At 61.4% G+C, this 14,043-nt stretch carries 12 protein-coding genes and 1 pseudogene; 2 read left to right on the top strand and 11 right to left on the bottom strand.

Annotated elements, in window-relative coordinates; genetic code table 11:
* The first annotated feature begins 76 nt into the window (after positions 1-76).
* Positions 77-688: a DNA-3-methyladenine glycosylase family protein gene (locus tag PspS04_RS16650; protein WP_159996681.1), complete on the top strand. Its 612-nt coding sequence runs from the start codon at positions 77-79 to the stop codon at positions 686-688.
* Complete coding sequence (locus tag PspS04_RS16655) at positions 685-948, top strand: Ada metal-binding domain-containing protein (protein WP_095170739.1); 264 nt, start codon at positions 685-687, stop codon at positions 946-948. The genes PspS04_RS16650 and PspS04_RS16655 overlap by 4 nt, the downstream gene beginning before the upstream one ends.
* Here PspS04_RS16655 and PspS04_RS16660 read toward each other — a convergent pair whose 3' ends face one another.
* The 11 genes and pseudogenes from PspS04_RS16660 to PspS04_RS16705 all read right to left on the bottom strand — a co-directional run bounded on the left by PspS04_RS16660 (position 949) and on the right by PspS04_RS16705 (position 13,613).
* The gene (locus PspS04_RS16660; protein WP_095170741.1) at positions 949-2,643 is read right to left on the bottom strand and encodes a BCCT family transporter; all 1,695 of its coding nucleotides are present in this window, start codon (positions 2,641-2,643) and stop codon (positions 949-951) included.
* A 241-nt stretch (positions 2,644-2,884) separates the two neighbouring features.
* The gene (locus PspS04_RS16665; protein WP_174244581.1) at positions 2,885-4,129 is read right to left on the bottom strand and encodes an MFS transporter; all 1,245 of its coding nucleotides are present in this window, start codon (positions 4,127-4,129) and stop codon (positions 2,885-2,887) included.
* A gap of 38 nt (positions 4,130-4,167) precedes the next feature.
* On the bottom strand, positions 4,168-4,539 hold the full coding sequence (locus PspS04_RS16670; RefSeq protein WP_095170742.1) for an ethanolamine utilization protein EutQ: 372 nt from the start codon (positions 4,537-4,539) through the stop codon (positions 4,168-4,170).
* On the bottom strand, positions 4,536-5,864 hold the full coding sequence (locus PspS04_RS16675; RefSeq protein ID WP_095170745.1) for an NAD(P)/FAD-dependent oxidoreductase: 1,329 nt from the start codon (positions 5,862-5,864) through the stop codon (positions 4,536-4,538). The genes PspS04_RS16670 and PspS04_RS16675 overlap by 4 nt, the downstream gene beginning before the upstream one ends.
* A gap of 10 nt (positions 5,865-5,874) precedes the next feature.
* Positions 5,875-7,119, bottom strand: a complete 1,245-nt coding sequence (locus PspS04_RS16680) for an FAD-dependent oxidoreductase (protein ID WP_335929851.1) — start codon at positions 7,117-7,119, stop codon at positions 5,875-5,877.
* A pseudogene (locus PspS04_RS27855) lies at positions 7,108-7,272 on the bottom strand (rubredoxin); the annotation flags it as partial. The gene PspS04_RS16680 and the pseudogene PspS04_RS27855, both read right to left, overlap by 12 nt.
* A gap of 5 nt (positions 7,273-7,277) precedes the next feature.
* Positions 7,278-8,723, bottom strand: coding sequence for an aldehyde dehydrogenase family protein (locus tag PspS04_RS16685; protein WP_159996685.1), 1,446 nt, complete (start codon positions 8,721-8,723; stop codon positions 7,278-7,280).
* A gap of 12 nt (positions 8,724-8,735) precedes the next feature.
* The gene (locus tag PspS04_RS16690) at positions 8,736-9,923 is read right to left on the bottom strand and encodes an aromatic ring-hydroxylating oxygenase subunit alpha (RefSeq protein WP_174244582.1); all 1,188 of its coding nucleotides are present in this window, start codon (positions 9,921-9,923) and stop codon (positions 8,736-8,738) included.
* A 238-nt stretch (positions 9,924-10,161) separates the two neighbouring features.
* Positions 10,162-11,079, bottom strand: a complete 918-nt coding sequence (locus PspS04_RS16695) for a LysR substrate-binding domain-containing protein (RefSeq protein WP_095170751.1) — start codon at positions 11,077-11,079, stop codon at positions 10,162-10,164.
* Positions 11,080-11,243: 164 nt separating this feature from the next.
* The gene (locus PspS04_RS16700; protein WP_095170753.1) at positions 11,244-12,488 is read right to left on the bottom strand and encodes a saccharopine dehydrogenase family protein; all 1,245 of its coding nucleotides are present in this window, start codon (positions 12,486-12,488) and stop codon (positions 11,244-11,246) included.
* A 27-nt stretch (positions 12,489-12,515) separates the two neighbouring features.
* Positions 12,516-13,613: a carboxynorspermidine decarboxylase gene (locus tag PspS04_RS16705; protein WP_095170755.1), complete on the bottom strand. Its 1,098-nt coding sequence runs from the start codon at positions 13,611-13,613 to the stop codon at positions 12,516-12,518.
* Positions 13,614-14,043: the final 430 nt, after the last annotated feature.

The raw sequence follows: 14,043 nt of genomic DNA on the forward strand, positions 1-14,043 counted from the left end.
GCAAGACCCCGGGTGCACGGTGGCGGGCGGACGACTAGTCTGTCCACCAGTCCCTCACTCCTGACCCGGATGCCCCATGCCCTATCACCGCGCCCGCCAGTTCCTCGCCGCCCTCGACGACGACTGGGCGCGGCATGTCGCGGCCATCGGCCCATGCCTGCATCAACCCCAGCCAACGCGCGATCCCTACGAAGCCCTGGTGCGGGCGATCGCCTATCAGCAACTGCACGTGCGTGCCGGCGATGCGATTGTCGGGCGCTTGCTCGCGCTGTTCCCCGGGCAGCCCTTCCCCACTGCTGCACAGTTGCTGGCCAGCGAGTTTGACGACCTGCGCCGCTGCGGTTTTTCCGCGAGCAAGATCGCGACCATTCAGGGCATCGCTGGCGCCACGTTGAGCGGCGTTGTCCCGGACTACCCCACGGCGCAAGCCATGGACGACGAGGCGCTGATTGCGCGCCTGACGCCGTTGCGTGGGGTTGGTCGCTGGACCGTGGAGATGCTGCTGATCTACACCCTCGAACGCTCGGACATCCTGCCCGCCGACGACTTTGGTGTACGCGACGGTTACCGCCGCCTCAAGAGCCTGGAGCAAACGCCCACGCGCAAGCAGATGCTCGACCTTGGCCAGGCCTGGAGCCCGTATCGGACGGTTGCCGCGTGGTATTTGTGGCGAGTGCCCAGGGGATGAAAACCTACTGGCTGCTCAACGAACAACGGCACAAGATCGCCAGCCCGGTGCCCGGCCTGTTGGGCGGCCACCGGCGCTCGAAGATCTACGGTCGCCTGGATTGCCCAGGCGCCTTGCGTGCCATTGCCCGGGGCGGCTACGTGACTCATCGGGTGTTTTTTGCCGATGAGGCAGCCGCCCTGGCGGCCGGTTTCCGGCCGTGTGCGGGGTGTTTGCCAGAGGCTTATCGGGCGTGGAAAAACGCCCGACAACCGCTCTGATCAGTAGGCTTCAGCTACCGGAAAAGGCACACGTTTACCCGTTACCACTTCAGGTTCACGTCGCTCTGCCAACGCAGCGTCCTGCTCCGATTTCGGCTGCGGTGCCGGGGTACGGTAGGCCACGGCCGGCATCTCCTGGCGCAAGCTGTGGATCAGGCTGTAGCAAATGGCCAACAGCAACATGGCGATCGGCAACCCTGCGGCAATACTCGCCATTTGAATCGCTTTCAATCCGCCGGCCAATAACAACCCCGCCGCAATGGCGCCTTCCAACAGGCACCAGAGCACCCTGATCCACTTCGGTGGATTGGTGCTGCCCAAGGCGCACAAGGTACACAACACCTGGGTCCCGGCATCGGCGGTGGTGACAAAGTGCACCCCGAGCAACACGCAGACCAGGATCGACAGTGCCGCGCCGACCGCAGGGCCATCGAGCACTTGCAACAGGGTGAACATGGCCGCCGTGGTTTCTTTTTTGGTCGCCAACAGCACCGTGCCACCGCTGAACGGTGCTTGCTCCTGCACCACTTCCTGAGCCGCTACCGACTGCTGATAGGCTTGCCGGTCGAGTTGCTCCTGCTTCAGGGAAGCACCACCAAAGACCGACATCCAGAGGATGGTGACCATGGTCGGCACAATCAACGCACCCACTACCAGCTCACGGATGGTCCGGCCTTTGGAAATTCGTGCGATGAACAAGCCGACAAACGGCCCCCAGGTCATCCACCAAGGCCAGTAGAACGCGGTCCACCAGTTTTGCCATTCGCTGTCTTTCTGGGCATCCATCCAGAAACTCAGGCCGACGATGTTCTGCACATAATCGCCGGTGGATTCGAACATCAAGTTCAGAATGTAACGGGTTGGACCTAACAGCAGCACCGCGAGCATTAACAGGAAAGACAAATACATATTAAGGGTGGAGATGCGCTTCATCCCCTTGGACAATCCCACCAGCAAGGAAACGCAGGCGAGAATACTGACCACCAGGATAATCGATAACTGCAGGCCGATACTCACCGGGACATCAAACACTTGATGTAAGCCGGTATTGATCTGCGCCACACCCAGGCCCAGTGACTGGGAAACACCAAAGGCGGTGATCACCACACCCATGATATCGACCACATGGCCGATCCAACCGTAGATGCGGTTACCGATCAACGGATAGAGCAACGAACGCAGCGCCAGCGGCAAGCCCCGGCGATAGGCAAAGTACGCCAGGCCCAGGCCGATCATGGAAAAGATTGCCCAGGGGTGCAGGCCCCAGTGAAACAGGGTGATGCGCATGGCGATGCTCGCCGATTCGTCGGTCAAGCCCTTGGAAAACGGGTTGTCGGCGTAGTGCAGCATGGGCTCGGCAACCGACCAGAAGATCAGGCCGATGCCCATGCCGGCGCTGAACAGCATGGCGATCCAGGACGCGAAGCTGAACTCTGGCACATCCTCGTCGGCGCCCAGCTTGAGGTTGCCAAAGCGGCTGACGGCAATATAAGCCAGCACCCCAAGTACAGCACTGATCAACGTAATGTAGTACCACTTGAAGTTGTACAGGATAAACCCGGAGGCCGTTTCAAACGCCTTGGCGGCTTGTTCATCTTGAACGGCACAAAACAGTACAAACAGGATCACGCCAACTAATGAAGCCACCGTCACTTTCGGATTCAAGCCTTTCAACATGCCAGATTGCGCACGCATTTTATTCCCCTTTTGTTTTTGTATAAGGGTGTAGAGAGTGTTCTGGAGTCAGGCGCTTGACGGGTTATTCAAAGCCCCGAAAAACAACGCTGTTCGTCCGATGATTATTCCAGGCGTGTTTATCCTAATTACCACTGGCAAGATGGTGGAAACCCCACCCGCCTTCAAACCATTTTTCGTCACCGATTCATGAGAAAAACGCATCGATCAAAACCGTCGCTGCCCTCCCTGGCGACGGCACTTAGTGCCTTGCCGATTGCTCTACCGGCTCTGCCACCGCCACCCAGTTCGAACTTGCCAGACCATCCGGCGTGAGCGGTTGATGCAAGGGCGCGTCCGGGTTCAGGTGCCGACCGCTGACTCGCGTCTGGGTCACGCACAAGGCCAGCAACAACGCACAACCGGCGTGAAAAAAATACAGGCTGGAGGCGCCCGCATATTCCATCAATAAACCTGCCACCAGCGGCCCGATACAGGCTCCGACGCCGAAGGTGATCAACAGCATGCCCGAGAGGGACACTCGCAAGCCTGCCTCCATATTGTCGTTGGCCAGCGCCACGCCCAGCGGGTACAGGCAAAACTGCAGGAAGCCAATCGCCGCGCCAAACAGCAACACGGTGCTGAACGAGGGCGACTGATTAAACCCCAACGGCAGGCTGGCCACGAGAAGCACCACCGCCACCCCACGGATCAGGCTCGCCCGTGGCAGGCGGTCCGAGAGCCAGCCCAGCGGTAACTGCGCCAGCAGCCCGGCGCCGATGGTCAAGGCCATGAACTGCCCGACCTGCGCCGTATCGAGTCCCTGCTTGCTCGCATAGATCGCAGCCAGGCCGTAGAAACTGCCATTGATCATCCCGGACACCAGGACGGTCACCAACGACTGGGGAATCCGCCGCAGGAACAACCGCACATCAATCGCCGCACTGGGCACCACGCTGGGATGGGCACTGCGGGTCAGCGCCACTGGCACCGAGCACAGGGCAAACACCATGGCCACGCCCAATAGCGCACGAATGCCCAAGCCGGTATCGAGGGTCAGGGCCAACTGGCCGAGCATCATGCCGACGTAGCTGGCAACCATGTACAGCGCCAGTACCGCGCCACGTTGCTCGGTGCGGGCCTGATCGTTGAGCCAGCTTTCGATCACCATCAGCTGGCACATCATCGCCAGCCCCACCAGCGCCCTGAGCAATAGCCAGAACGGCAGTGAATGACTGAATTCATGGGCCAGCACCGCCGCGGCAATAATCCCGGCGCACGCCGCGTAGGTACGAATGTGCCCAACCGCGCCGATCAGCCAACGCCCGACCCAACCGCCCAGGACCATGCCCAGGGCATTGGCGGCCATCAAGGCACCGCCGGCCGCCTCGCTCCCGCCCATGCCACTCAAGCGCAACGCCAGATAGGTCATCAGCAGGGTCGAGCCCAATTGCATCAACAAGCTGGCCAGGTAAAGGGCCCCGAAAGTTCGCGTCAGTCCAAGCACGGTGCGGATTCCAAGAAGTCCAAGGGGGGAAGTTGGCGTCACGCCAACCCGTGCAGCTCTTTCCAGTTGCCCGGGTGCACCACGTAGCCGAACAAGGCATGACCGCCATACACCAGCTCGCTGCCTTCAGGAATCCACAACACCTGGCCTGGCCTGACCTCGAACATTTCACCGTCGGCCTGCAGCTGCAGACAGCCCTCGATCACGAAGATCACCTCGTCATACAGCACCGTCCACCGCACCTCTGCCCCTTCCCAGCGGGCAAATCCCACCCCGATATTCGGTGACACCTCGTTGCTCACGGCACGGGCGACATAGGCCGCTCCGGGCGGCCCACCACGCACGGTGAATGTCAGGTCCTGCTGGTCGATGCACAGCACCCGTGCCTTGCCTGGGGCGCGCGGGCTCATAACTCACTCCGGCTGTTCCAGGCGGCCAGGCGAATGCGCGAGCGCACCCCCAGGCCGAGAAACGGTTCCGGCGGGTTGAGCGACGGCATGCCGGTCACTGCACGGATATCGTTCAACTGCGCCGAATCGGCGCCCACCGCCAGATCGGCCAGCAAGGTCCCGGAGATCGTGCCCCAGGCCGCACCCACCCCGTTGTCGCACGCCGAGGCATGCAGCCCCGGTTCCAGTTCGCCAAAGAAGTTGGTGAAGTTGCGCGAGATCGCGTAGACCCCACCCCAGGTATGACTGAAAGGCACCTCGGCCAGTTGCGGGAAGCGCGCCAGGAACGCCTTGCGATGCGCCGCGCGCACGTCCAGGCGCATGGCATCGCTGGTGCTGCGCCCATACTTGGGCACATGTTTATAGGTATTGCGGATGATCAGGCGACGATCCTCGGTCATGCGCACCGTGGTACCGGCGTGGTCCGCCGGGGTCAGCCCCCAGTCCACCTGACCGCCGTAGGCCGCCAGCTCGTTGTCGGTCAGCGGTCGGGTCCAACTGGCGAAGGTCATCACCGGCAGCAGGCGGTTACGCAAATAACCAAACTCCTGGGTGAAGATGCTGGTGCCGAGCAATACCTGCGGGCTGCGGATCAGCCCCTGGCTGCCATGCAACAGCCAGCCGCCCTTGCCGTCACGCTCCAGGCGCTGGATCGGTGACTCTTCCAGCAACTCGACATTCTCCGGCAACGAACGCGCCAGCCCGGTGACCAGGGCCGCGGGTTGCATCAGGTAGCAGCCGGGGGTGTAGATCGCGCCACTGTAATGCTGGGTGCCGAGGACGCTGGACAGTTCTGCCGGACCCACCCGGCGAAACGGTTCGCCAAGGTCGCTCATCAGCCGCTCGAAGTGATCCAGGTAAGCCAGGCCACGGGCACCGACGGCACCTTGATACTTACCGGCGTGGGACCATTGGCAATCGATCCCACGGCTCTGCACCAAGCCTTGCAACTGTGCAATGGCGGCGCGATTGAGCCCCAGCAAGCGCTGCTTGTGTGCCGGGTCCGGATGCTCCAGGGCGAATTTGTGTGGCAGGTCAATCACAAACCCGGAGTTGCGCCCCGAAGCCCCGTGAGCCACCCGTTGGGCATCGACCAACAGAATCCGTGCTTGCGGGTGATGCGTTGCCAGACGGCGTGCGGCCGCCAGGCCGGCAAACCCTGCGCCGACGATGGTGAAGTCGGCCCGCTGCTCACCGGACAGGCGCGTGCAGGCGGGTTGTGGAGGCAAGGCTGCGTACCAGCCGCAGCTGGCATCGTCATACGGCAGATTGATCGTGTTCTTCATGATTCGGGCCTCAGGCTACAGCCTGTTGGGAGTTCTGGCAGGACTGCAGCAAACGGCTGCGTTGGGCTTGCGCCTGGCGACCGAGCAGGACAAAACCTTGCAGCGCACCGTCGACGTCATGGAAACCGGCACTCACCCCGTCCTCGGTCAAGGTGCAGCGCCATTCCCCCACGCAACCCGCCGCGGGCGGCAGCAGGCACAGCGGCGCGACCGGGGTCTTGACCGTCACCGGCATCAACGGGTAATCGACGGCCGTAGGCCGACCGAGCAAGGTCTGGCTGAGTGCCTGGATGCCCTGGTTGATCGGTGCCAGATAAGGCAACAACTGCCCGGCGATCTCGATGCAATCGCCCAAGGCGTAGATCCCCGGCTGGGAAGTCTGCAGTCGCGAGTCCACTTGAATGCCCCTGCCGACTGTCACCCCGGCACTCTCTGCCAGGCTGAGGTCCGGCCGCAGCCCGACGGCAGACAACACCAGGTCGGCCTCGATGCGTTGCCCGTCGGCGAGTTGCAAGCGGTAACCCTGGGCCGTTGGCTCGATGGCCTGCAGGGTGTTCTGCAGATACCAGTTCACTCCCAATTCGCTGAGGGCGTGCTGCAGCTTCTGGCCGGCCTCGACCGGCAGCAGGCGCTCCATGGGCCAGCGGCCGAGGCCGATGACATCGACACGCACGCCGTTGCTGGCCAGGTCGTTGGCAAACTCGCAACCGATCAGGCCGTCGCCCAGGATGGCGACACGCTGCACGCTGCTCAGGCGCTGACGGAATTGTCGGTAGTCGTGCAAATTGTTGACGCTGAGCACGGCACTGGTGTCGCCCTCGATCGCCAGGCGCAGCGGCATCGCGCCGCTGGCCAGGACCAACTGGCCGTAGTCCATCTCACCCAGACTGGTGCTCAAGCGCCGCGCCGCGCTGTCAATGCGCTGCACTTGGCAATGCGCATAGACGCGGATGTTCAGGCGCCGCTCGATGGCCATCGGCGACTCGCTGGCCAATGCCTCGGCGTCTTTGCCCTGGGACAGCCCGATCGACAGTGCCGGCTTGGAATACAAGTGCCCGCAGTCCTGGGTCAGCACGCAGATCTCCACCCGCGGGTCGGCCTTGCGCAATGCCTGGGCCAGGCCGTAACCGGCGTAACCGCTGCCGATGATGACGATCGGCTGGGTCGGCAACAGCGCGGCAGGAGCCATCACCGGGGTGGGCAACGGCACACTGGCGACGGCAGCCGGCGCAACATGCTCGCTGATATCGAGCATCTCGAAATCCGCCTTGCCGACGTGGCATTCGGGGCACAGCCAGTCTTCGGGCACATCCTCCCAGCGCGTGCCGGCGACGATGCCGTCCTGGGGCCAGCCCAGCGCCTCGTCGTAGATCAGGCCACAGACGATACACAGCCAAGTCTTGTACATGGCGCTCACTCCCCCGCAACCCGGATCGCTACGTTCTTGGTGCGCACATAGCTGTACAAGGCTTCCTGGCCCTTTTCCCGGCCAAAACCCGACAGCCCGACGCCACCAAACGGGGTTTCGATTCCCCCGGCGTACCATTCGTTGACGAACACCTGGCCGGCCCTCAGGCGCCGGGTGCAGCGCATCGCCCGGCTGATGTCCTGGGTGAACACCCCCGCCACCAGACCGAACTCGGTACCGTTGGCGATGGCGATCGCTTCCTCCTCGGTGTCGAAAGGGATCACCGCCAGCACCGGGCCAAACACCTCTTCCTGGGCAATGCACATGTCGGGACGCACATCGCGGAACACCGTCGGGGCCATGAAGTGACCGGAGCGGTCAGGCAATGCCTGGCCACCGGTGGCCGCTACCGCACCTTGCGCCACAGCGCGGCGACACAGGTCTTCGATACCTGCCAGTTGTCCGGCACTGACCACGGGCGTGAGGTCCGCGTCGTCCTGGCCGATCCCGACGCTGAGCCCTTCGGCCATGGCGACAACGGACTCGACCACTTGCTCATAAATCTCGCGCTGCACCAGCAGCCGGGACATCGCTGAACAGACCTGGCCGGCATTGAAGAAAATCCCCGACTGGACGCTGGCCAGCAGTTGCTCGGGGTCGGCATCGGCGAAGGCAATCGCCGCCGACTTGCCCCCCAACTCCATCACGCTGGGAATCGCGTGTTGGGCGGCATCCCGCAAGATCGACTGCCCGGTAGGCACGGAACCGGTGAACACAATCTGGTCCACCGCACGGTGGCTGACCAAGTGCGCCCCGACCTCACGGCCTCGGCCGCAGATCAGGTTGACCGCGCCTCGCGGCAAGCCCGCTTTGCTGATGGCGCCGATCAGCACACACAGGCCCAACGGTGAAAGCTCAGGTGACTTGATGACCACCGCGTTGCCCGCCGCCAACGCCGGGGCCAGGGAACGGGCACAGATCGAAACCGGGAAGTTCCAGGGCACGATCTGCGCCGAAACGCCCATCGGGTCGTACAGGGTAAAGTCCATGTAACCGTTGCCCAGCGGGATCGAGGTGCCCTCGATCTTGTCCGCCATCCCGGCGTAATACTCGAAGTACCGCGCCGCCTCGACGAACTCGTCCCTGGCGTCGCACAGGCGCTTGCCGTTCTCCTGGCACAGCACCCAGGCCCCTTCGTCGGCCACGGCGCGAATTTCTTCGGCGATGCGCAGCAGCCAAGTGACGCGTTGCGCCGGGCGCACTCGGGTCATTTCACCGCTGTCGGCACAGCGCCGGGCCGCCGCCAAGGCGCGCTCGGCGTCTGCCAGACCGGCCTGGGCGATGGTTGCGAGCAACTTGCCATTGCCCGGGTTGTGGACTTTCAAGTGCTGGGTACTGTCGCTCCATTCACCGTCGATGTAGTTGAGCCAGTGCGAGGCTATCGGATACATGGGCGCTCCTCCTCAGGCAGACGGCGTGGTGGCGAGCAACTGACGTGCAGCCCACTGGTGGAAGAAGTGCGTCGGGATGTCCATTTCCGGAGAGAACGCGCCACCTTTGTAGCCTGGGGAGAAACGGCCTTTCTGCATGCCTTCCACCGAGCTGATGTCTTCTTGGAACACCACTTTCCAGGACTCGAGAATCGCGGCGCGGCAGGCGGCGAACTCATCGCTGGTGGCCGCTTCGTCACCCACATAGAACAGGCGCAGGTGCTCGATGGTGCGTCCCGGCGCAACCGGCTCAAGCTGCATGGCAAAGGCGTGGTCGGCCTGGATGCCCAGCAGCACGTTGGGGAAAAATGCTACGTATTCGGCGTTGCGCAGACGGTCCTGGGGCCACGCCGGGAACTTCGGCAGGTGGGTCCCGGCGACATCCGAGAGGTTGTAGGCGTAGCTGCCCTGGCCGGCGAAATGCTCGTCGAACAAGATGTTGTAGTGGTCTTCCAGGCGCGAATAGGAGTTCAGGCTCGGGTGCACCCACGGCAGGTGATAGGCCTCGCAGTAGTTCTCCACCGCCAGCTTCCAGTTGCAGTTGATGTCCAGGGTGGTCTGGTCCTGGCCCGCACGGCGACGCAGCAGGCTCATGCCGTCCTCGCCAAGGAACTGGGTCCAGCGCGTGGTCAGCGGCGCGAGCATGTCCTCGAGTGGCTGGGCGTCGCCCGACAGGTTGATGAACACCATGTCCATCCAGATCGCGCTGCGGATGGCTTTCAGGCCGTGCTTTTCGCAGGCGAAGCGCTCGTCCTTGTGCTGATCGATCCCGCCGACGTGCGGCGTGCCACGCAGGCCGCCGTTGAGGTCATAGGTCCAGGAGTGGTAAGGGCAGCGAATCACCCCTTGCACCTCACCGGCCTCCTCCACCAGCTTCATGCCGCGGTGACTGCAAACGTTATGGAATACCTGCACCAGGCCTTCACGGTTGCGCATCAGCAGCAGGGGCAGGCCCATGAAATCAATCGGCTTGACCGAACCGGCCTTGACCAGGTCGCTGGCGAAACCGACACAGGCCCAGGTCTTGCCCATGACCTGATCACGTTCCAGTTCGAAGAAATGTTGATCGGTGTAGAACTCGTTGCTCAGCCCGGTGGCCTCATGGATCGGGTTAAGTACGGTTTCAAGGTGATGCACAGGAATTTGGCGGTTGTTGCTCATTATTGTTTTCCCCTGCTGGGCACGGTTTGGAAAGATCGGCAGGCCCACTGGCCACTGTCCGTTGGCAGCCAGTTTGGGAAAACAGGAGTGGTCTCGACAAACGATATTTGCGGGGCGATTCATGACTTTTAGTCATAAATTCGCCAGCCTTGTTTTTTGCCTTGAAACTTGCTAATTGCAGGGGCGCGCGAATATATGAGCAACTTGTTGTTATCGGCAAGTTTAACTTTTGCGATTCTTAGACGGAGTCTTTCGAAGGTGGAAGTTGATTCAGCAACCAACTTCTAAAACACTTCACACTCTGGCGCATAGCGCCCCGTGACAACGGCTCCAGCAAACAGAACTGCGCCTCGGTCGTTAATACCGCCTCCAGCGGTCGTACCAATGCGCCGGTGCGCAAAGGGTCATCGACCAGGTTCGACCAAGCCAGGGCAATGCCCTGCCCGTTGATTGCCGACTGGATCAGCATCGAGTAACTATTGATATTGATTCGGCGCTTTGGCTCGACCTTGTTCAGGCCCTGGCTGAGCAACCAGTCGGACCAGCCGATCCAGTCCCGCTGCGGGTCATCGAGGTACAGCCAGGTCAAGCCGGCCAGGTCTTCAGGCTTGCTCAAATGCGGGTGCTGGGCCAGGTAGGCCGGGCTGCAAACCGGGTACACCTCCTCGCAAAACAAGGGCGTTACCTGCATGTTCGGCGGCGGTGTACGGCAGTAATACAAGGCCAGGTCACAGTCCAGCCGGGAGAAATCCTTGACCTGGTCGTGGGCGATGATCCGCAGGTCGATCTCTTCGTTTTCACGCTGGAACTGGGTGACTTTGGGCAATAACCAGAGTGATGCCATGGCCGTACTGGTGGCCACCGTTACTTGCTCGGCCCCCTGCCATTGGCGTATTTCGCCGGTGGCTTGCGCCACGCCCAGCAATGAATTGCGAACCGCTTCGTAATACTGGCTGGCGGCCGGGCTTAGTTGCAGAGTACGGGTCGTGCGTATAAATAGGGTTTTACCCAGGTAATCTTCGAGCAAACGTACCTGGCGACTGATCGCGCCTTGGGTAACGTTTAACTCGTGCGCCGCCAACGTGAAACTCATGTGCCGCGCTGCGGCCTCAAAAGCAATCAAACTATTGAGGGGTGGAAGTGGATGGATTCTCATGCAGGCAAGTCACGTCGTTATTGTGGTTATATGCCACTAGTCTAGCCCTTGTAATAAGCAGTGCACAGAGGGACGCTCGCCCACCGGTCCTGTGCTGGAAAACAAAACGCCGCTCAATGAGCGGCGTTCTTGTGCGCGGGGCAGTTACCAGGACCTGGAAGGCCTCAGGCTTTGCTGTCCCATGGACGATCGCCACGCTCATCCTTGATGCGGGTCGGCAGGCCCATCACGTCCAGCGCCTTGAGGAACGGCTCGGCTGGCAGCTCCTCGACGTTGACCATGCGTTGCACGTCCCACTCGCCACGGGCGACCAGCAAGGCGGCGGCTACCGGTGGCACGCCAGCGGTATAGGAAATGCCCTGGCTGTCGGTTTCGGCATAGGCCTCCTCGTGATCAGCCACGTTGTAGATGAACACTTCACGCGGCTGGCCATCCTTGGTGCCCTTGACCAGGTCGCCGATGCAGGTCTTGCCGGTGTAGCCAGGCGCCAGCGAACTTGGGTCCGGCAGCACGGCCTTGACCACTTTCAACGGCACCACTTCGAGGCCTTCGGCAGTCTTGACCGGTTGCTCGGAGAGCAGGCCAAGGTTCTTGAGTACGGTGAACACATTGATGTAGTGCTCGCCGAAGCTCATCCAGAAACGCACGTTGGCCACGCCGAGGTTCTTCGACAGGGAGTGCACTTCATCGTGGCCGGTGAGGTAGAGGTTCTGCGCGCCGACCACTGGCAGGTCGTCGGTGCGTTTGACTTCGAACATGGTGTTGCTGGTCCACTGGCTGTCCTGCCAGCTCCACACCTGTCCGGTGAATTCGCGGAAGTTGATTTCCGGGTCGAAATTGGTGGCGAAATATTTGCCGTGGGAACCGGCATTGACGTCGAGAATGTCGATCGAATCAATGCGGTCGAAATACTGTTGTTGCGCCAGGGCTGCATAGGCGTTGACCACACCCGGGTCGAAGCCCACGCCGAGAATGGCGGTGACGTTCTTCTGCTGGCATTCCTCGAGGTGTTTCCACTCGTAGTTGCCATACCAGGGCGGCGTTTCACAGATCTTGCCCGGCTCTTCGTGGATGGCGGTGTCCAGGTAGGCGACACCGGTATCGATGCAGGCACGCAGCACCGACATGTTGAGGAACGCGGAACCAACGTTGATGACGATCTGCGATTCGGTTTCGCGGATCAGCGTCTTGGTCGCTTCGACATCCATGGCATCCAGGGCAAAAGCCTGGATATCGGCGGGCACTTTGAGGCTGCCCTTGGCCTTGACGCTGTCGATGATGGCCTGGCATTTGGAGATGTTGCGCGACGCGATAGCAATACGACCGAGTTCATCGTTGTGCTGCGCGCACTTGTGGGCCACCACCTTGGCGACACCTCCTGCACCAATGATAAGTACGTTCTTCTTCAATTTTTCTCTCTCTCCTTCTGCGCCAGCTTACGAAAGGCTGGACAAGTAATCGTCGAAACCAAACTCACGAACCAGCTCGACACTACCATCGAGTTGTTTCACTACGATGGACGGCATTTTCAGGCCGTTGAACCAGTTTTTCTTGACCATGGTGTAACCCGCGGCATCGACAAACGACAGACGGTCGCCAATCGCCAACGGTGCAGCAAACTGATACTCACCAAAGATATCCCCGGCCAGGCAGGATTTGCCGCACACCATGTAGGTGTGTTCACCCTCGCTCGGCGCCAGCTTGGCGTTCAGGCGGTAGATCAGCAGATCGAGCATGTGCGCTTCGATGGAGCTGTCCACGACGGCCAGGTGCTTGCCGTTGTAGAGGGTGTCGAGCACGGTGACTTCCAGCGAAGCGCTCTGGGTGATGGCAGCTTCGCCCGGCTCCAGGTAGACCTGCACGCCGTACTTCTGCGAAAAAGCCTTGAGGCGCGCGCAGAACTGGTCGAGGGCATAGTCTTCACCGGTGAAGTGAATACCGCCGCCCAGGCTGACCCATTCGACCTTGTGCAGCAGGTGACCGAAGCGCTCCTCGATGGTGCACAGCATCTGGTCGAACAGGCCAAAGTCGCCGTTCTCGCAGTTGTTGTGGAACATGAAGCCGGAGATCTGCTCGATGACCGCCTCGACCTTGACCGGGTCCCACTCGCCCAGGCGGCTGTATGGACGCGCCGGGTCTGCCAGCAGGTAGTCGGAGCTGCTCACCTGCGGGTTGACCCGCAGACCGCGAACCTTGCCTTCGGACGCCTCGGCAAAGCGCTGCAGCTGGCCAATGGAGTTGAAGATGATCTTGTCGCAGTTGGCGAGCATCTCCTCGATCTCATCGTCGGCCCAGGCCACGCTGTAGGCGTGGGTCTCGCCGGCAAATTTCTGGCGGCCGAGCTTGAGCTCGTAGAGCGAGGACGAGGTGGTGCCATCCATGTACTGCTCCATCAGGTCGAACACCGACCAGGTGGCGAAGCACTTGAGCGCCAACAGGGCCTTGGCCCCGGACTGCTCGCGCACATAGGCGATCTTCTGCATGTTCGCCAGCAGCTTTTGTTTATCGATCAGGTAGTACGGCGTCTTAATCATTTCGAGGCCTCCGGCAAGGCTAGCCAAAAAAGGATGCGCATTGTGCCTTCACTGACTGCAGATCGAAAGAGCAGAAAGCGTTTGCACCCTGGCCAGGGCATGGAAAGGGGTCAGTTATAACTGGGCGGGGGCATGCAGGGTGGCAGTTTCAACCCACCAAACCGGTGGGGGTGTCAGGTGCCATGGATGCTGACTGTGCCGGCCTCATCGCGGGCAAGCCCGCTCCCACAGTGATTTTGGCTGTTCACAGATTTTGTATATACCCACAGTAGCGCCAGGTGTTCACAGATTGTGCATACAGCCATCAAACCTGTGGGAGCGGGCTCGCCCGCGATGGCGGTGTGTCAGGCGCCAGCGATGTTGGCTGTGCCGGCCTCATCGCGAGCAAGCTCGCTCCTACAGTGAATTTGGATACTCACAGATTTTGTAT

This window comes from Pseudomonas sp. S04 (genome assembly GCF_009834545.1).
Classification (GTDB): Bacteria; Pseudomonadota; Gammaproteobacteria; order Pseudomonadales; family Pseudomonadaceae; genus Aquipseudomonas.

Excerpts from the sequence above, each read along its gene's own strand:
- PspS04_RS16695 (WP_095170751.1), bottom strand. The coding sequence starts at position 11,079 with ATGAGAATCCATCCACTTCCACCCCTCAATAGTTTGATTGCTTTTGAG.
- PspS04_RS16675 (WP_095170745.1), bottom strand. The coding sequence starts at position 5,864 with ATGAAGAACACGATCAATCTGCCGTATGACGATGCCAGCTGCGGCTGG.
- PspS04_RS16705 (WP_095170755.1), bottom strand. The coding sequence starts at position 13,613 with ATGATTAAGACGCCGTACTACCTGATCGATAAACAAAAGCTGCTGGCG.
- PspS04_RS16690 (WP_174244582.1), bottom strand. The coding sequence starts at position 9,923 with ATGAGCAACAACCGCCAAATTCCTGTGCATCACCTTGAAACCGTACTT.
- PspS04_RS16680 (WP_335929851.1), bottom strand. The coding sequence starts at position 7,119 with ATGCTCGATATCAGCGAGCATGTTGCGCCGGCTGCCGTCGCCAGTGTG.
- PspS04_RS16650 (WP_159996681.1), top strand. The coding sequence starts at position 77 with ATGCCCTATCACCGCGCCCGCCAGTTCCTCGCCGCCCTCGACGACGAC.
- PspS04_RS16655 (WP_095170739.1), top strand. The coding sequence starts at position 685 with ATGAAAACCTACTGGCTGCTCAACGAACAACGGCACAAGATCGCCAGC.
- PspS04_RS16670 (WP_095170742.1), bottom strand. The coding sequence starts at position 4,539 with ATGAGCCCGCGCGCCCCAGGCAAGGCACGGGTGCTGTGCATCGACCAG.
- PspS04_RS16660 (WP_095170741.1), bottom strand. The coding sequence starts at position 2,643 with ATGCGTGCGCAATCTGGCATGTTGAAAGGCTTGAATCCGAAAGTGACG.
- PspS04_RS16685 (WP_159996685.1), bottom strand. The coding sequence starts at position 8,723 with ATGTATCCGATAGCCTCGCACTGGCTCAACTACATCGACGGTGAATGG.